At 70.5% G+C, this 17,448-nt stretch carries 13 protein-coding genes; 5 read left to right on the top strand and 8 right to left on the bottom strand.

Annotated elements, in window-relative coordinates; all coding sequences use genetic code 11:
* Positions 1 to 77: 77 nt before the first annotated feature.
* The gene (locus ACFWNV_RS24950) at positions 78 to 545 is read right to left on the bottom strand and encodes an RDD family protein (protein WP_383951085.1); all 468 of its coding nucleotides are present in this window, start codon (positions 543 to 545) and stop codon (positions 78 to 80) included.
* A 185-nt stretch (positions 546 to 730) separates the two neighbouring features.
* Between ACFWNV_RS24950 and glnA the strand changes: the two genes are divergently transcribed.
* Complete coding sequence (glnA, locus tag ACFWNV_RS24945; protein WP_383951082.1) at positions 731 to 2,140, top strand: type I glutamate--ammonia ligase; 1,410 nt, start codon at positions 731 to 733, stop codon at positions 2,138 to 2,140.
* 107 nt (positions 2,141 to 2,247) lie between these two features.
* Positions 2,248 to 2,565, top strand: a complete 318-nt coding sequence (locus tag ACFWNV_RS24940) for a MazG-like family protein (RefSeq protein WP_383951080.1) — start codon at positions 2,248 to 2,250, stop codon at positions 2,563 to 2,565.
* Between the two features lie 74 nt (positions 2,566 to 2,639).
* Here the strand turns inward: ACFWNV_RS24940 and ACFWNV_RS24935 are convergent, their stop codons facing one another.
* Entirely contained in the window at positions 2,640 to 3,293 is a 654-nt protein-coding gene (locus tag ACFWNV_RS24935) for a TetR/AcrR family transcriptional regulator (RefSeq protein WP_383951077.1), read from the bottom strand.
* 86 nt (positions 3,294 to 3,379) lie between these two features.
* Here ACFWNV_RS24935 and ACFWNV_RS24930 point away from each other — a divergent pair, with 86 nt between their 5' ends.
* Complete coding sequence (locus ACFWNV_RS24930) at positions 3,380 to 4,150, top strand: SDR family NAD(P)-dependent oxidoreductase (RefSeq protein WP_383951074.1); 771 nt, start codon at positions 3,380 to 3,382, stop codon at positions 4,148 to 4,150.
* A gap of 15 nt (positions 4,151 to 4,165) precedes the next feature.
* On the opposite strand, the gene ACFWNV_RS24925 is transcribed toward ACFWNV_RS24930, so the two are convergent.
* Positions 4,166 to 4,684 carry a DUF4240 domain-containing protein gene (locus ACFWNV_RS24925; protein ID WP_383951092.1) on the bottom strand — a complete coding sequence of 173 codons (519 nt, stop codon included), beginning with the start codon at positions 4,682 to 4,684 and terminating at the stop codon, positions 4,166 to 4,168.
* A gap of 126 nt (positions 4,685 to 4,810) precedes the next feature.
* Between ACFWNV_RS24925 and ACFWNV_RS24920 the strand changes: the two genes are divergently transcribed.
* Complete coding sequence (locus ACFWNV_RS24920) at positions 4,811 to 6,049, top strand: serine/threonine-protein kinase (protein ID WP_383951071.1); 1,239 nt, start codon at positions 4,811 to 4,813, stop codon at positions 6,047 to 6,049.
* Positions 6,050 to 6,053: 4 nt separating this feature from the next.
* On the opposite strand, the gene aceE is transcribed toward ACFWNV_RS24920, so the two are convergent.
* The 5 genes from aceE to ACFWNV_RS24895 all read right to left on the bottom strand — a co-directional run bounded on the left by aceE (position 6,054) and on the right by ACFWNV_RS24895 (position 14,946).
* Positions 6,054 to 8,738: a pyruvate dehydrogenase (acetyl-transferring), homodimeric type gene (aceE, locus tag ACFWNV_RS24915; RefSeq protein WP_383951069.1), complete on the bottom strand. Its 2,685-nt coding sequence runs from the start codon at positions 8,736 to 8,738 to the stop codon at positions 6,054 to 6,056.
* Positions 8,739 to 9,007: 269 nt separating this feature from the next.
* Positions 9,008 to 9,631, bottom strand: coding sequence for a GntR family transcriptional regulator (locus ACFWNV_RS24910; RefSeq protein WP_266881726.1), 624 nt, complete (start codon positions 9,629 to 9,631; stop codon positions 9,008 to 9,010).
* Between the two features lie 220 nt (positions 9,632 to 9,851).
* Positions 9,852 to 11,669 carry a 2-oxoglutarate dehydrogenase, E2 component, dihydrolipoamide succinyltransferase gene (gene sucB, locus ACFWNV_RS24905; protein ID WP_383951066.1) on the bottom strand — a complete coding sequence of 606 codons (1,818 nt, stop codon included), beginning with the start codon at positions 11,667 to 11,669 and terminating at the stop codon, positions 9,852 to 9,854.
* A gap of 56 nt (positions 11,670 to 11,725) precedes the next feature.
* Positions 11,726 to 13,114, bottom strand: coding sequence for a dihydrolipoyl dehydrogenase (lpdA, locus tag ACFWNV_RS24900; RefSeq protein ID WP_250742547.1), 1,389 nt, complete (start codon positions 13,112 to 13,114; stop codon positions 11,726 to 11,728).
* Between the two features lie 296 nt (positions 13,115 to 13,410).
* Positions 13,411 to 14,946, bottom strand: coding sequence for a leucyl aminopeptidase (locus tag ACFWNV_RS24895; RefSeq protein ID WP_383951063.1), 1,536 nt, complete (start codon positions 14,944 to 14,946; stop codon positions 13,411 to 13,413).
* Between the two features lie 345 nt (positions 14,947 to 15,291).
* Here ACFWNV_RS24895 and ACFWNV_RS24890 point away from each other — a divergent pair, with 345 nt between their 5' ends.
* Positions 15,292 to 17,316 carry a hypothetical protein gene (locus ACFWNV_RS24890; protein ID WP_383951061.1) on the top strand — a complete coding sequence of 675 codons (2,025 nt, stop codon included), beginning with the start codon at positions 15,292 to 15,294 and terminating at the stop codon, positions 17,314 to 17,316.
* The last annotated feature ends 132 nt before the right edge of the window (positions 17,317 to 17,448 follow it).

Here is a 17,448-nt window from a genome sequence, read left to right as displayed (position 1 = left end):
GCCCCGGGCCGATGGCCCGGGGCGCCCCTCTGTGTCGTATCGGTTCTGCGCGTCTCGGTTTCCTCGCGGACCCCGTCTCAGATCCTGACCTGTACGGCGCGGCTGAGGCGGTCGTGCAGTCCGCGGCCGTCGCGGTCCCAGACGAGGGCCGGGATCAGCAGGGCGAGCAGTGCGGTGCGGACCACCACGCGGCCGAATCCGAGCGGGCCGCCATCCTGTGAGACGACCCGGAGGCCCAGGATCCGCTTCCCGGGGGTAAAGCCCACGGTGCCGACCGTCAGGATCACCAGGGCGACGAAGACCGCCAGCGTCCAGTTCCCCGAACCGTTCCAGTCGCGGCCGGTGATCAGGCCGTACGCGATGAGCTGGCAGCCCAGCCAGTCGATGGCCACGGCGCCGAGCCGGCGGCCGAAACGGGCCACCGAGCCGGGCCCCTGCTGCGGCAGGCCGAGCTGTTTGCCGGGGTACCCGAAGTCGGCACCCATCTCCTCGGCGGCCTCGCGGGGGCCGGAGAGCCAGGATCCGATTGCTTGCCTCTTGTCCACCCGAACACGGTACCTGTGCCGCTCGACGCCGTTCCGGCGGGACCCTGGTTAACTTGTGCGAAACAAATGGGTCATGCTTGAGAAACCCCGTCTGCTTATGGTCGGGTCAGCGTGCGGCACCGCACTGACGCACCACTAGCTATAAAACCCGCCCCTGCCCCGGGGCCGGGAGTAGGAGGAGTTGGATGTTCAAGAACGCCGACGAAGTGACGCAGTACATCCAGGAGAACGACGTCAAGTTCGTTGACGTCCGCTTCTGCGACCTGCCTGGTGTGATGCAGCACTTCACCATTCCGGGGCGGGCGTTCGACCCGAACGAGGAGCTGGCCTTCGACGGCTCCTCGATCCGCGGCTTCCAGGCGATCCACGAGTCCGACATGGCGCTGCGCGCCGACATCACCACCGCGCGCCTGGACCCGTTCCGCAAGGACAAGACGCTCAACATCAACTTCTTCATCCACGACCCGATCACGGGCGAGGCCTACTCGCGCGACCCGCGCAACATCGCGAAGAAGGCCGAGGCGTACCTCGCCTCCACCGGCATCGCCGACACCGCGTTCTTCGGCCCCGAGGCCGAGTTCTACGTGTTCGACAGCGTGCGCTTCGCGACCTCCGCGAACGAGGGCTTCTACCACATCGACTCCGAGGCCGGCGCCTGGAACACGGGCTCCGAGGAGAACAACCGTGGCTACAAGGTCCGCTACAAGGGTGGTTACTTCCCCGTAGCCCCGGTCGACCACTTCGCCGACCTGCGCGCCGAGATCTCCCTCGAACTGGACGCCCAGGGCCTCCAGGTCGAGCGTCAGCACCACGAGGTCGGCACCGGCGGCCAGGCCGAGATCAACTACAAGTTCAACACGCTGCTCGCCGCGGCCGACGACCTGATGCTCTTCAAGTACGTCGTGAAGAACGTCGCCTGGCGCAACGGCAAGACCGCGACCTTCATGCCGAAGCCGATCTTCGGCGACAACGGCTCGGGCATGCACGTGCACCAGTCGCTGTGGGCGAACGGCGACCCGCTGTTCTACGACGAGACCGGCTACGCGGGCCTGTCGGACATGGCGCGCTACTACATCGGCGGCATCCTCAAGCACGCCCCGTCGCTGCTGGCGTTCACCAACCCGACGGTGAACTCCTACCACCGCCTGGTCCCGGGCTTCGAGGCGCCGATCAACATGGTGTACTCGCAGCGCAACCGCTCCGCCGCGATGCGCATCCCGATCACGGGCTCGAACCCGAAGGCCAAGCGCGTCGAGTTCCGCGCCCCGGACCCGTCCTCGAACCCGTACCTGGCGTTCTCGGCCCTCCTGCTGGCCGGCCTCGACGGCATCAAGAACAAGATCGAGCCGATGGAGCCGATCGACAAGGACCTCTACGAGCTCTCCCCGGACGAGCACGCGAGCGTCCCGCAGGTCCCGACCAGCCTCGAGGACGTCCTCAAGGCCCTGGAGGAGGACCACGAGTACCTCCTGGCCGGCGGTGTCTTCACCCCCGACCTCATCGAGACCTGGATCGACTACAAGCGCACCCACGAGATCGCCCCGATCGCACTGCGCCCGCACCCGCACGAGTTCGAGCTCTACTTCGACCTCTAAGCCGTGCCGTGGTCGTGCTGACGCACTGATCGAACGAAGCCCCGCCCCCTTCTCCGAGAGGGGGGCGGGGCTTCTGCGTTGCGGCGGCGCGGCGCTAGCTTCGGGGGATGGACGACACGTGGAAGACCATCGGCGCCCTCGTGGCGCGGTTCGACGCGCATGACCGGGAGCGCGGGGTGGGGCGCGAGGAGAGCGTGACGCTGCAGATCCTGAAGATCGGGGAGGAGTTCGGGGAGGCCGCGCAGGCCGTGATCGGGGCCAGGGGGACCAATCCGCGGAAGGGCGACTCGCACACCTGGGCCGATGTGGAGGCGGAGGTCGCCGACGTCATCGTCACGGCGATGGTCGCGCTGGCCCGGATGCGGCCCGACGCCCCCGCCTTCTTCGCGGAACACCTGCGGGAGAAGTCCGCGCGGTTCCTCTGACGGGCGACGGGCCACGGGCGACGGGGGGCGACGGGTGCGGGCGGCCGGCATGCGCGCCCGGTCGGCCTGCTCGCTCAGCGCATCAGCGGCATGGCGCCCGTGAGGTCGCGCAGGCAGCGGATCGCGAGTTCCGCGGGGGAACCGGGGCCCGAGGGCGGGGCGTCCGTGGTGGACCAGAGTTCCAGGGCGATGCGGATCGCGTCCGTGGCCGCCGCCGCGAGGAGGCGGACGGCGAGGGGTTCGGCGTCCGGGCCGGCGAGCCGGGCCACGACCGGGACCAGGCGCTCCTCGGAGTCCTGGTTGACCCGGTACCAGACGGCCCGCAGCGCCTCGTCGCCCGTGGCGGCGCGCAGCAGGCCGCGGGTGACCTCCAGGCCCTCGTCGAGCGCCTGGGGGTCCGTGAGGGAGCGGGTGACGGCACGCTCCAGGGCCTCGGTGAGCGGGGTGCCGGGGTCCTCCTCGGCGAGCAGCGCGCGCCAGGCGTCGCCGCCGCCCGCGAGCAGCGGGGCGACGGCCTCCTGCTTGTTGCGGAAGTAGCGGTAGAACGTGCGCAGCGCCACCCCCGCGCGGTGGGCGATGTCCTCGGCGGTGGTGCCGTCGGGGCCGTGCTCGGCGAAGAGTGCGCAGGCGGCGCGGGCGATGTCGAGCTGGGTGGCCGCCTTGCGGCGCTCGTTCAGCGACTGGGCTCCGGGGCCGGCCTGGGGCGCGTACGGACGAGGGGATCTCACCGGGGAAGGATACCTCGGCACCGCCAGTGGAATGCACGTTTTGACAGTCTGGCAAAACGTGTCATCGCGGGAGTACGCTCCTCCCCATGAACCGTTACGAAGGACGTCGCGTCCTCATCACCGGCGGCGGCTCCGGCATCGGCCAGGCCACCGTCCACCGCATCCTCTCCGAGGGCGGCCGGGTCCACACCGTGGACGTCAGCGAAGCCGGCCTCAAGGCCACCACCGACCAGGCGGCCGCCGACGGCCGCGCGGACCGCCTCACCACCGCGGTCCTCGACATATCCGACGAGGCCGCCGTCAAGGCGGGCGTGGCCGCCGCGGTCGACGCCCTCGGCGGCATCGACGTGCTCGTCAACGCCGCGGGCATCCTGCGCTCCGCGCACACCCACCAGACCACGCTCGAATTCTGGAACAAGATCATCGCGGTGAACCTGACCGGTACCTTCCTGGTCATCCGCGAGTCGCTGCCGGCGCTGCTGGCGGGCGACCAGCCGGTCGTCGTCAACTTCAGCTCCACCTCGGCGTCCTTCGCCCACCCGTACATGTCCGCCTACGCGGCCAGCAAGGGCGGCATCCAGTCGATGACCCACGCGCTCGCCGCCGAGTACAGCAAGCAGGGGCTGCGCTTCGTCGCGGTCGCGCCCGGCTCCATCGAGAGCGGCATGACCACCGGCAACGGCCCCGGCCTGCCCGAGGACACCGACTGGAGCCTGTTCGCCAAGCTGGCTCCGGCCCTCGGCCAGGGCTTCGCCGGCCCGCAGACGGTCGCCGGCGTCGTCGCCATGCTGGGCTCCGAGGACGGTGCCTTCATCACCGGCACGGAGATCCGCATCGACGGCGGCACGCACGCCTGAGGCGGCGCGGGGGCGTCAGTCCCTGAAGCGGTCCCACAGCCGGGGGAAGCGCTCCGCGAGCACGGCTTCGTTCTCGAAGTCCAGCGCGGCGCCCTCCGGCTCGGCCGGCTGCAGCGGGATCCCCAGATCCGGCGCCACCGAGCCGGTCAGCTGCTCGTACGCCTCGTCCGCCGCGTACCCCAGCTCCTCGCCGTCCCCGTCGATCTCCTCGTCGAACTCGTCGAGGAGCTCCGCGAGCTGGTCGGGATCGTGGACCCCGCCCTCGAAGACCTCCCGGCCCTGGCCGATCAGCCAGCACCGGAAGTAGTCGAACGCGTCGTCGCTCGCCCCGTCGAGCAGCACCCACGCCGCGCCCCACAGGTCCCAGGTGTACGCCCGGTTGTACCGCGACTCGAAGTGCCGCGCGAAGTCCAGTACGGAGTCCGGGTCGAGCTGTGCCAGCCGCTCGACGAGCAGCTCGGCGTGTTCCTCGGGGTCGCCCTCGGCGGCCTCGCGGGTACGGTCGACCATCTCCCAGAACTCCGTCTCGTCCATCACCGCTCAAGCATCACGGGTACACCCCCTCGCCGCCACCGCGCGTGCCGCGAAAGGCCGGTGGCGGCCCCCCAACCGGCCCCATACTCGGATCCGGACCGTGGGCGTCGACTGGGGGAGGACCGGATGCGGGGGGAAGTACTGGAGGGCCGGTACCGGCTCGAGGACCGAATCGGCGGCGGGGGCATGGGCGAGGTGTGGAGCGCCTGGGACGAGCGGATGCGGCGCCGGGTCGCCGCCAAACTGGTCTCCGCCGTCCCGGTGCTGTCCGGCATGGACGCCGAGGAGATCGAGAGCCGCTTCCTCGCCGAGGTCCGCTCGGCCGGCAACCTCCCCCACCGGCACACCGTGACCGTCCACGACTGCGGGGAGGCGGAGATCGGCGGCCGCCGCATCCTCTACATGGTCATGGAACGCCTGGACGGCCGTACTCTCCACGAGGCCTTCCGGGAATCGGGCCGCATCCCCTGGTACGTGCTCGTCGACTGGGCCGGACAGGTAGCCGCCGCCCTGGCCGCCGCGCACGAGCGGGGCGTGGTCCACCGGGACATCAAACCGTCCAACGTGATCCTCACCGCCGACGGGGTCATCAAGGTCCTCGACTTCGGCATCGCCAAGTTCCTGGGAGAGACCCTCCACCGCGCGGGACGCACGGTCACCGGTGCCACCCTGGGCACCCCCGAGTACATGTCCCCCGAGCAGGCCCGCGGCGAGCCCGACATCGACCAGCGCAGCGACCTCTACTCCCTGGGCTGCCTCATGTACCACGGCCTGGCCGGGGAGCCCCCGTTCCGGGCCGACAGCCCGCTGGCCGTCCTGCACCGGCAGATCTCCGAGACCCCCGCCGCCCTCGCTCCGCGGGTGCGCGGACTGCCCGAGGAGCTGGACGTCCTGATCGCCGGGCTCCTGAGCAAGTCCCCCGGGGACCGGCCCGAGAGCGCCGCCAGGGTGCTCCGCGAACTCCGCCTCATCCCGGGCGCCGCGGGCAAGCAGCACTTCAGCTGGTCCGACGAGGGCCGGCAGGCGGTGGCGCTGATGGACGAGGCCCGCGTCGTGGCCGCGGCGGTGCGCCGGGATGCGGTCGCGAAGGCGGAGGGGCTGCTCAAGGAGGTGGCGGCCAAGACCGCCGAACTGGAACGGCGGGCGGCGGCGCTGGTCGACGAGGCCAGGGCCGAGGCGGCCGGGATCCGCGCCGGGCTCGCCGCGGTCGAGGACCGCCGCCGCAAGGCGGCGGACCACCTCGCGCGCCTCGGGGAGCTGCTCGCCGACCACCGGGCGGACTCCCTCCGGGAGTACGGCTCCGCGACGCCGAAAGGCGGCCCGCCCCCACAGGGACGGACCGCCTCACGGTCGGATCGCGCGTGACGCCTTACAGGCCGTAGCGCTCCCGGGCCTCCTTGATGGAGGACGCCGGGACCTCGCCGCGGCGGGCGAGCTGGGCCAGCGCGGCCACCACGATCGACTGGGCGTCGACACCGAAGTGGCGGCGGGCGCCCTCACGGGTGTCGGAGAGGCCGAAGCCGTCCGTGCCCAGCGAGGTGTAGTCCTGCTCGACCCACTGGCTGATCTGGTCCGGGACCTGACGCATCCAGTCGGAGACGGCGAGCACCGGGCTGGTGACGCCCTCCAGGGCGCGGGTGACGAACGGGGTGCGCATCTCGCCACGGAGCAGCGCCTCGTCGCAGTCCAGCGCGTCGCGGCGCAGCTCGCCCCAGGAGGTGGCGGACCATACGTCGGCGGCCACGTTCCAGTCGGCGGCGAGCAGCTTCTGCGCGTCGAGGGCCCAGTGGATGGCCGTACCGGAGGCCATCAGCTGGATCTTCGGGGCGTCGGCGGCCGGAGCCGCCTCCGCCAGGTCCGCCGCCGTGTTGAAGCGGTAGAGGCCCTTGAGGATGCCCTCTTCCACGCCCTCCGGCATGGCCGGCTGGACCTTCGGCTCGTTGTAGACCGTCAGGTAGTAGAAGACGTCTTCCGGCTTCTCGCCGTACATCCGGCGCAGACCGTCCTTGACGATCACCGCGATCTCGAACGCGAAGGCCGGGTCGTAGTTGAGCGACGCCGGGTTCGTGGACGCGATCAGGTGCGAGTGGCCGTCCGCGTGCTGGAGGCCCTCACCCGTCAGGGTGGTGCGGCCGGCGGTGGCGCCGACGATGAAGCCCTTGCCGAGCTGGTCGGCGAGCTGCCACATCTGGTCGGCGGTGCGCTGCCAGCCGAACATCGAGTAGAAGATGTAGAACGGGATCATCGGCTCGCCGTGCGTCGCGTACGACGTGCAGGCGGCGATGAAGTCGGCCATGGCGCCGGCCTCGGTGATCCCCTCGTTGAGGATCTGGCCGTCCTTGGCTTCCTTGTAGTACATGAGCTGGTCGCGGTCGACCGGCTCGTACGTCTGGCCCAGCGGCGAGTAGATGCCGGCGGACGGGAAGAGGGACTCCATACCGAAGGTGCGGGCCTCGTCCGGGACGATCGGAACCCAGCGCTTGCCGGTCTCCTTGTCCCGCATCAGGTCCTTGACGAGCCGGACGAAGGCCATGGTGGTGGCCATCTCCTGCTTGCCGGAGCCCTTGAGCAGCGGGGCGAAGGAACGGTCCGCCGGAGCCGGCAGGGCCACGTGCTTGACCTTGCGGGCCGGGGCCGGGCCGCCGAGCGCCGCGCGGCGCTCGTTCAGGTACTGGACCTCGGGGCTGTTCGCGCCCGGGTGGCCGTACGGGACCTGGCCGTCGGCGAAGGCGCTGTCCGGGATCGGGAGGCCAAGGAGGTCGCGCATGTCCTTGAACTCGTCGATCGTCAGCTTCTTCATCTGGTGGTTCGCGTTCTTCGACTCGAACCCGGCGCCCAGCGTGTAGCCCTTGACCGTCTGCGCGAGGATGACCGTCGGAGCACCCTTGTGCTCCAGCGCGGCCTTGTACGCGGCGTACACCTTGCGGGGCTCGTGGCCGCCGCGGGAGGTGTGGAAGCACTCGGCGATCTTCGCGTCGGAGAGCACACCGGCCAGCTGCACGAGCTCGGCGTTGGCGCCGAAGAAGTGCTGGCGGATGTAGGCCACGTCGCGGGTCGCGTACGTCTGGAACTGCGCGTCGGGTACCTCGCGCAGGCGGCGCACCAGGGCGCCCGTGGTGTCGAGCTGGAACAGCTCGTCCCAGGCGGAGCCCCACAGCGACTTGATGACGTTCCAGCCGGCGCCGCGGAACTGGGCTTCCAGCTCCTGCACGACGCGGAAGTTCGCGCGGACCGGACCGTCGAGGCGCTGCAGGTTGCAGTTGATGACGAAGGTCAGGTTGTCGAGCTGCTCGCGGGAGGCCAGGGCCAGGGCGGCGGTCGACTCGGGCTCGTCCATCTCGCCGTCGCCCAGGAAGGCCCAGACGTGCGAGTTGGCGGTGTCCTTGATGCTCCGGTTCTGCAGGTAGCGGTTGAAGCGCGCCTGGTAGATCGCGGAGAGCGGGCCGAGGCCCATGGAGACCGTCGGGAACTCCCACAGCCACGGCAGGCGCCGCGGGTGGGGGTAGGACGGCAGGCCGTTGCCGCCGGACTCCTGGCGGAACTTGTCGAGCTGCTGCTCGGAGATCCGGCCGTCGAGGAAGGCGCGGGCGTAGATGCCGGGGGAGGCGTGGCCCTGGATGTAGAGCTGGTCGCCCGATCCGTCGGCCTCCTTCCCGCGGAAGAAGTGCTGGAAGCCGGTCTCGTACAGCCACGCGGCGGAGGCGAAGGTGGCGATGTGGCCGCCGACGCCGTACTTGGAGCCGCGGGTCACCATGGCGGCCGCGTTCCAGCGGTTCCAGGCGGTGATCCGGGCTTCCATCGCCTCGTCACCGGGGAACTCCGGCTCCGCGGCGGTGGGGATGGTGTTGACGTAATCCGTCTCAAGGAGCTTCGGCAGCGCGAGGCCGGCGGCCTCGGCGTGCTGAAGGGTGCGACGGAGCAGGTATTCGGCGCGGCGCGTACCGGCGGCCTTGGCGACGGCGTCGAGCGAGGCCGCCCATTCGGCGGTCTCCTCGGTGTCGCGGTCCGGGAGCTGGTCGAGCTCGCTCGGAAGCTTTCCTACGGGGTCGGACATCGGTGTGCGCCGCCTTCCGGACAAAGGAGAGGTGGTGAAAAATCCCTGACGGGCAGGACAGGGTCGTTGGACCCGGGTGGGGTCCGCGGATGACTGTAAGACGCTGATCGATGATCGATCAAATGAAAGTGACGAAGAAACGTCCATATGACGAAAGTCGGCACCGGGTGCCATGAAAACAGGCACCCGGTGCCGGGTAAATCAGGGCAAGACGGGCAGTCCTGCGAGGGGCGTTGGCTGGATCACGCCCACTGGATCACGCCCACTGATCACGCCCGCGGCGCGCACCCCAGAACATGCCGCTTCACGAGCAGGCCGATGTCCGGATCCTGATTGCGGAAGGCGTCCACGAGGGCCTCGTGCTCCTCGGCGTAGGACTTCTGGACGGTTCCCAGCCACCGGATGGACAGGGCCGTGAAGACCTCGATGCCCAGGGACTCCCAGGTGTGCAGCAGCACGCTGTTCCCGGCGGCCCGCACCATCTCCCGGTGGAAGCCCACGGTGTGCCGCACCTGGGCCGTGCCGTCCGCGCTGCGGTCGGCCTCCCACAGCGCCGCCACGTGCGGTTCCAGGGCCGCGCAGTCGGCCGCCAGCCGGGGCGCCGCCAGCTCGGCCGCGATCTGCTCCAGGCCCGCACGGACCGGGTAGATCTCCTCCAGGTCCGCCGCCGACAGGTTCCGTACGCGCACGCCCTTGTTCGGCGCCGACTCGATCAGCCGCAGCGTCTCCAGCTCGCGCAGGGCCTCGCGCACGGGCGTCTGGCTGACCTCCAGCTCCACCGCGATCCGGCGCTCCACGATCCGCTCACCGGGCTTCCAGCGCCCGCTGACGATCCCCTCCACGATGTGCTCGCGGATCTGCTCGCGCAGCGAGTGCACGACGGGTGGGGTGATCATCGGGGCTTCATCTCCTGGTGGGTGTGCAGGGTCATGCGGGGCCTTGATGCGTAGACAATACGGCGGCGCCGCTGGTCGCGATGCGTTCCTGGTCAGAGGCGCAGCGTGAGGCTGGTTACAGGCGCGCCCAGCGTACGACGACGGCGCCCCCGCCCGGGACGTGCATCCCGGGCGGGGGCGCCGTGGCGACAGGGGCGAACCGCTGTCGCAGAGAGCCTTACAGGCCGAGCTCGACCTCGAACTCGCCGGCCTCGAGGATCGCCTTGACGGCCGAGAGGTACCGGGCCGCGTCCGCGCCGTCCACCAGGCGGTGGTCGTAGGACAGGGTCAGGTACGTCATGTCGCGGATGCCGATGTTCGTGCCCTCGGCGGTCTCGATGACCACCGGGCGCTTGACCGTCGCGCCGATGCCCAGGATGGCGACCTGGTTCGGGGGCACGATGACCGTGTCGAACAGCGCACCGCGCGAGCCGGTGTTGCTGATGGTGAAGGTCGCGCCCGACAGCTCGTCCGGCGTGATCTTGTTGCCGCGGACCTTGGAGGCCAGGTCGGCGGTCGCCTTGGAGATGCCCGCCAGGTTGAGGTCACCGGCACCCTTGATGACCGGGGTCATCAGGCCCTTCTCGGAGTCCACGGCGATGCCGATGTTCTCCGAGTCGAAGTAGGTGATGGTGCCCTCGTCCTCGTTGATCCGGGCGTTGACGACCGCGTGGGCCTTCAGCGCCTGGGCCGCGGCCTTGACGAAGAACGGCATCGGGGACAGCTTGACGCCCTCGCGGGAGAGGAAGCCGGCCTTGGCCTTCTCGCGCAGCTTCATGATCTTGGTGATGTCCACCTCGACCACGGAGCTGAGCTGCGCCTGCGAGTGCAGGGCCTTCATCATGTTGTCGCCGATGACCTTGCGCATGCGGGTCATCTTGACGGTCTGGCCGCGCAGCTCGGAGACCGCGGCGGCCGGAGCCTTCGCGGCCGGAGCGGCAGCAGCCGGAGCCGGGGCGGCAGCGGCGGCCTTGGCGGCCTCGGCGGCGGCCAGGACGTCCTGCTTGCGGATGCGGCCACCGACACCGGTGCCCGAGACCGCGGACAGGTCGACGCCGGACTCCGTGGCGAGCTTGCGCACCAGCGGGGTCACGTAGGCACCCTCGTCACCGGCGGAAACCGGGGCGGCGGGGGCGGCCGGAGCGACCGGAGCCGGGGCGGCGACCGGAGCCGGAGCGGCCACGGGAGCCGGAGCGGCAACCGGGGCGGCGACGGGCGCCGGAGCGGCCGGGGCGACCGGAGCCGGAGCGGCCACGGGGGCCGGAGCGGCAACCGGGGCCGGAGCGGCAACCGGAGCCGGCGCAGCGGCCGGAGCCGGCGCAGCGGCCGGAGCCGGAGCGGCGGCGGCCGGAGCGGCCGCGGGAGCCGCGCCCGCCGCGCCGATGACGGCCAGGCGTGCGCCGACCTCGGCGTTCTCGTCCTCGGCGACCAGGATCTCCAGCAGGACGCCGGCGACCGGGGCGGGGATCTCGGTGTCGACCTTGTCGGTCGAGACCTCCAGCAGCGGCTCGTCGGCCTCGACCGACTCGCCGACCTGCTTCAGCCAGCGGGTGACGGTGCCCTCGGTGACGGACTCGCCCAGGGCGGGGAGCACGACATCGGTACCGGAAGCGGCCTGCGCCGGAGCCTCGGCAGCCGGAGCCGCGGGGGCCTCGGCGGCGGGGGCCGGAGCGGCCGGAGCCTCGGCGGCCGGAGCCTCGGCGGCGGGGGCCGCGGGGGCCTCGGCGGCCGGAGCCTCGGCAGCGGCCGGTGCGCCCGAGCCGTCGTCGATGACGGCCAGCTCGGCGCCGACCTCGACGGTCTCGTCCTCGGCGACCTTGATGGAGGCCAGGATGCCCGACACGGGGGAGGGAATCTCGGTGTCGACCTTGTCGGTCGAGACCTCGAGCAGCGGCTCGTCGGCCTCGACGCGCTCGCCCTCGGCCTTCAGCCAACGGGTGACAGTGCCCTCAGTGACGCTCTCACCGAGCGCCGGAAGGGTTACGGAAACCGACATGGTTTCAGTTGCTCCTAACGGAAAGTGCGGAAGTGGTCGTCGCGCCCAGTGACGAATTAGTCGTGTGCGTGCAGGGGCTTGCCGGCGAGCGCCAGGTGGGCCTCGCCCATCGCCTCGTTCTGCGTGGGGTGCGCGTGGATGAGCTGCGCGACCTCGGCCGGCAGTGCTTCCCAGTTGTAGATCAGCTGGGCTTCGCCGACCTGCTCGCCCATCCGGTCACCGACCATGTGGACGCCGACCACGGCACCGTCCTTGACCTGGACGAGCTTGATCTCGCCCGCGGTCTTCAGGATCTTGCTCTTGCCGTTGCCCGCCAGGTTGTACTTGAGGGCCACGACCTTGTCCGCGCCGTAGATCTCCTTGGCCTTGGCCTCGGTGATGCCGACGGAGGCGACCTCGGGGTGGCAGTACGTGACGCGCGGCACACCGTCGTAGTCGATCGGGACGGCCTTGAGGCCGGCCAGACGCTCCGCGACCAGGATGCCCTCGGCGAAGCCGACGTGCGCGAGCTGGAGGGTCGGGGCGAGGTCGCCGACGGCCGAGATGGTCGGCACGTTGGTCTGCATGTACTCGTCGACCACGACGTAGCCGCGGTCCATCGCGACGCCCTGCTCCTCGTAGCCCAGGCCCTGGGAGACGGGGCCGCGGCCGATCGCGACCAGCAGCACCTCCGCCTCGAAGGTCTTGCCGTCGGCCAGGGTGACCCGCACACCGTTCTCGGTGTACTCGGCCTTGTCGAAGAAGGTGCCGAGGTTGAACTTGATGCCCCGCTTGCGGAACGCGCGCTCCAGCAGCTTGGAGCTGTTCTCGTCCTCGACCGGCACGAGGTGCTTGAGGCCCTCGACGATCGTGACGTCGGTGCCGAAGGACTTCCACGCCGAGGCGAACTCGACGCCGATGACGCCGCCGCCCAGGACGATGGCGGACTCCGGCACGCGGTCCAGGACCAGCGCGTGGTCCGAGGAGATGATGCGGTTGCCGTCGATGTTCAGACCCGGCAGCGAGCGCGGCACGGAGCCGGTCGCCAGGAGCACGTGGCGCCCCTGGATGCGCTGGCCGTTCACGTCGACGGACGTCGGCGAGGAGAGGCGGCCCTCACCCTCGATGTAGGTCAGCTTGCGGGAGGCGACCAGACCCTGCAGACCCTTGTACAGGCCCGCGATGATGTCGTCCTTGTACTTGTGCACACCCGCGATGTCGATGCCCTCGAAGGTGGCCTTGACACCGAACTGGGCGGCCTCGCGAGCCTGGTCCGCGATCTCGCCCGCGTGCAGCAGAGCCTTCGTGGGGATGCAGCCGTTGTGCAGGCAGGTGCCGCCGAGCTTGTTCTTCTCGATCAGGGCAACGTCCAGACCCAGCTGGGATGCGCGCAGTGCCGCGGCGTAACCGCCACTGCCGCCGCCGAGGATCACTAGGTCGAAAACGGTGCTGGCGTCGTTCGCCACGTCACGTCCTCCATGCATGTGCGCCGAGCACCGGTCCTCTGTGACCGGGCGGCGGCTGGTATACGGCCGCTTTTTCTTCGGCCCTGTGGTGGGGGCCCTGTCCTGCCGAGAACCCATCTTCGCATTTGTCGGCGGAACGCGGGACGCCGGGCCTGCCCTGTGACAGGTCGTTCTGCCCGAACCGGGGGTTACCGCAGCGTAGAAACCTACGGATTTCGTTGGCAGCGAACAGGCCCCGGCCGTGATCAGAAAATCTGATCACGGCCGGGGCCTGCGCGGAGCGGGGCTGCCGGGTGTCAGCCCAGGTCGCCCGTGGCCGTGCGCTCGGCCAGTCGGACCAGGGTGCGGACGGCGGAGCCGGTGCCGCCCTTGGGGGTGTAGCCGTACGGGGCGCCCTCGTGGAAGGCGGGGCCCGCGATGTCGAGGTGGGCCCAGGTGATGCCCTCGCCGACGAACTCCTGGAGGAAGAGACCGGCCACCAGGCCGCCGCCCATGCGGACACCCATGTTGGCGATGTCGGCGGTGGGGGAGTCCATGGACTTGCGCAGGTCCTCGGGGAGCGGCATCGGCCAGGAGGCCTCGCCGACCTCCTCGGCGATCTCGTGGATGGAGGTCCGGAAGGCGTCGTCGTTGGCCATGATGCCGAAGGTGCGGTCGCCCAGGGCCATCACCATGGCGCCGGTGAGGGTCGCCACGTCGACGATCGCGTCCGGGTTCTCCTCGGAGGCCTTGGTCAGGGCGTCGCCCAGGACCAGCCGGCCCTCGGCGTCGGTGTTGAGCACCTCGACCGTCTTGCCGCTGTACATGCGCAGCACGTCGCCGGGCTTGGTGGCCGAGCCGGAGGGCATGTTCTCGGCGAGCGCGAGCCAGCCGGTGACGTTGACCTGGAGGCCGAGCTTCGCGGCCGCGACGACGGAGGCGAAGACGGCGGCGGCGCCGGCCATGTCGCACTTCATCGTCTCGTTGTGGCCGGCCGGCTTCAGGGAGATGCCGCCGGAGTCGTAGGTGATGCCCTTGCCGACGAAGGCGAGGGTCTTCTCCGCCTTGGCGTGGGTGTAGGAGAGCTTCACCAGGCGCGGCGGGTTCTCGGAGCCCTTGCCGACGCCCATGATGCCGCCGTAGCCGCCCTTGACCAGGGCCTTCTCGTCCAGGACCTGGACCTTGATGCCGTTCTCCTTCGCGGCCGCACCGGCGACTGCTGCGAAGGCCTCGGGCGTGAGGTCGTTCGGCGGGGTGTTGACGAGGTCACGGGCGATGTTGATCTCGGTCGCGACGATCGTGGCGCGCTCGGCCGCGGCCTTGTGCTCCTTGTCGCGCGGCTTGGCGCCGAGCAGGGCGATCTCGGCGAGCGGCTGCTTCGGGCCGCCGTTCTTGGCGGCCGAGGCCTTCTTCTCGCCGCCCTGGTAGGCGGTGAAGGCGTACGCGCCCAGCAGCGCGCCCTCGGCCACGGCCGTGACGGCGGAGGCGTCGTCCAGGGGGAGCGCGAAGGCGGCCTTCTTGGTGCCGTGCAGGGCGCGGGCGGCGACGCCGGCGGCGCGGCGCAGCGTCTCCTCGTCGTAGGACTCGTCCGTGTCGGGGAGGGAGCCCAGACCGACCGCCAGCACGACCGGGACCTTGAGGCCGTCCGGTGCCGGCAGCTTGGTGGTCTCGCCTTCGGCGCCCGAGGCGCCGAGGGCTTCGAGCACGGCGGCCAGCTTGCCGTCGTACGCCTTGTCCACGGCCTCGGCGCCCGCGGCGACGACGGGGCCCTTGGGGCCCTTCGCCACGCCGACGACGAGGGCGTCGGCGCGCAGCGTCGCCGGTCCGGCAGTGCTGAGAGTCAGAGCAGTCACGGTGGTGAATTCTCGCTTCCGTTTTGGTGGTGTGGGCCGAGTGGGTGGACGGCCGTCCGTAGCGATCGTATTCGGGCCCGATAGCCGCCGGAAACGAGCCTACGCGCACGTACTCGTCCGCACGCCACTCGAAGGTTTGGCAAGTTGTTCGATCAAGAGGCGCGCAGGTTCACCCATCTGTGGCTTCTGTTCCAGGTTTGCCACTTAGACCTGACGAGGTCCGAAACACTCGGACCACTCTCGCAAGGGGACGCGGGGTTCCTTTGCATCATTTCCACAGAAGCCTCCCCGGTCTGGCCCAGCGTCACAGGCCGAAGTCGAGGATCTGCGGGGGGAAAGGCCGAAATGGTCCACAAGAACCGGATGAACAGGCTCGCCGCCGTCTGCCTCGCGGCCGCCATAGCATCCGTCGCAGTACCCGGAGCGTCCGCGCAGGCAGCGGTGACTCCGAGGATCGACCTGCGGGTGCTCGTCGTCGACGACGGCGGCAGCTCGGTCGAGGCGATCACCGCGGAGCTCCGCGACACGGGGGTTCCGTACACCCGCATCGACCTGGGCAGCGGGAGCCGTCCGGTCGTCAACGCGGCGTTCCTCGCCGATACGGTCGACGGCCGGCCGCGCGCCAAGTTCCAGGGCGTGGTGCTGCCGAACGAGAACCCGTTCGGGGCGGGTTCGGCCGAAATGACCGCGCTCACCGCGTACGAGACGACGTACGGGATCCGCCAGGTCGACGCGTACACCTGGGCGCACCCGGAAGTCGGCCTGGAATACACCGACAACGGCGGCTACAGCGGCACCCTGGACGGCACCCAGGCCGCCGTCACCACCGCCGGCAAGGCCGGCCCCTTCGCCTACCTCGGGGGGCAGGTGGCCTTCGAGGACAACTCGCCGCTGATCCCCGAGAGCTACGGGTTCATGGCCAAGCCGCGCACCGGCTACACCAGCTACCTCGACGCCCCGGTCGGCTCCGGACGGGCCTCGCTCGTCGGCGAGTACACCCACGACGGGCGCAGCGAACTGGTCGTCACCTTCGGCTACAACCAGTACCAGCAGCAGTTCCGGCTGCTGGCCCGGGGCATCGTCGAGTGGGTCACCCAGGGCGTCCACCTCGGCCAGGAACGCAACTACTTCGCGGTCCACGTCGACGACGTCTTCGCCCCCGACGCCCGCTGGAGCAAGGAGCTCAACTGCACCCCGGGCGACTACGCCTGCGCCGGCGGCGAGGGCCAGGAGTCCACGATCCGGATGACGGCCGCCGACGCCCAGTACCTGGCGCAGTGGCAGACGTCCAAGAACTTCAAGCTCGACCTGCTGTTCAACGCGGGCGCGGGCGAGGAGTGGAAGGCGGAGAACGGCAACACCGACGCGCTGACCGCCCAGCTGGTCGCCGACCGGGCGAAGTACCGGTGGATGAACCACACCTACACCCACCCCTTCCTCGGCTGCGTCCAGGACACCACCACCACCCCGTGGACCTGCACGAAGAACAGCGCCGGCGCGATCAACTACATGAGCCGCGCCGAGATCTCGGCCCAGATCCGCGACAACAACAACTGGGCCGCCGCCAAGGGCATCACCACCGACCGCACCGAACTGGTCACCGGTGAGCACTCCGGCCTCAAGACCCTCCCGCAGCAGCCCCAGGACAACCCCAACCTGGCCGGTGCGCTCGCCGACAACGGCGTGAAGTGGGCGGGCAGCGACAACTCCCGCGAGCCCGTGCAGCGGCCCGTGGGCGCCGCACTGACCGTCCCCCGGTACCCGATGAACGTGTACTACAACACGGGCACCAACTCCGAGATGGCCGACGAGTACAACTGGATCTACACCAGCCGGGCCGACGGCGGCAGCGGCATCTGCGAGGACAACCCCGGCACCTCCACCTGTCTGCCGGCCCCGCTCGACGCCAACTCCGGCTACCTGGACTACATCGTCCCGGCCGAGGCCAGGACCGCCATGCGGCACGTCCTGAACAACGACCCGCGCCCGCACTACGTCCACCAGTCCAACCTCGCCGAGGACCGCACCCTCTACCCGGTGCTCAACCAGGTCCTCGACGGCTACCGGACCCTCTACGCGCCCAGCGCGCCGCTCGTGAACCAGAGCATGAAGGACACCGGCGTCGAGCTCCAGCGCCGCGCGGCCTGGAACGCGGCGATCGCCGCCAACCAGGTCACCGCCTACCGCATCGGCAAGGACGTCACCGTCAAGGCGCCCTCCGGAGTCGTGGCCCCGCTCACCGCGCCCGCCGGCACCAAGAAGCAGCTCCTGCTGGGCACCGCCGACTTCGGCACCGCCTACGCCGGCACCCGCTCGACCTGGACGGCCCCCGAGCTGCTCCAGAGCGCCGTCACGCTGCACATGCCGTGACGCTGCACATGCCGTGACGCTCTGGCCGCTCTGAATCTCCGGCCGCTTTGACGCGCCACTCGCGCCACCCGCGCCACCCGCTCCACTCGTTCCACCGGTTCCACCTGCCCGGACGACCCCGGGCGCGCACCA

Origin of the sequence: Streptomyces sp. NPDC058401, from assembly GCF_042722885.1 — a bacterium.
Lineage (GTDB): Bacteria > Actinomycetota > Actinomycetes > Streptomycetales > Streptomycetaceae > Streptomyces.
Note: the sequence above shows the minus strand (reverse complement) of the source record. Positions and strands in the feature narration are given on the sequence as shown.

Excerpts from the sequence above, each read along its gene's own strand:
- glnA (WP_383951082.1), top strand. The coding sequence starts at position 731 with ATGTTCAAGAACGCCGACGAAGTGACGCAGTACATCCAGGAGAACGAC.
- ACFWNV_RS24940 (WP_383951080.1), top strand. The coding sequence starts at position 2,248 with ATGGACGACACGTGGAAGACCATCGGCGCCCTCGTGGCGCGGTTCGAC.
- ACFWNV_RS24930 (WP_383951074.1), top strand. The coding sequence starts at position 3,380 with ATGAACCGTTACGAAGGACGTCGCGTCCTCATCACCGGCGGCGGCTCC.
- ACFWNV_RS24925 (WP_383951092.1), bottom strand. The coding sequence starts at position 4,684 with ATGGACGAGACGGAGTTCTGGGAGATGGTCGACCGTACCCGCGAGGCC.
- ACFWNV_RS24920 (WP_383951071.1), top strand. The coding sequence starts at position 4,811 with ATGCGGGGGGAAGTACTGGAGGGCCGGTACCGGCTCGAGGACCGAATC.
- aceE (WP_383951069.1), bottom strand. The coding sequence starts at position 8,738 with ATGTCCGACCCCGTAGGAAAGCTTCCGAGCGAGCTCGACCAGCTCCCG.
- sucB (WP_383951066.1), bottom strand. The coding sequence starts at position 11,669 with ATGTCGGTTTCCGTAACCCTTCCGGCGCTCGGTGAGAGCGTCACTGAG.
- ACFWNV_RS24890 (WP_383951061.1), top strand. The coding sequence starts at position 15,292 with ATGGTCCACAAGAACCGGATGAACAGGCTCGCCGCCGTCTGCCTCGCG.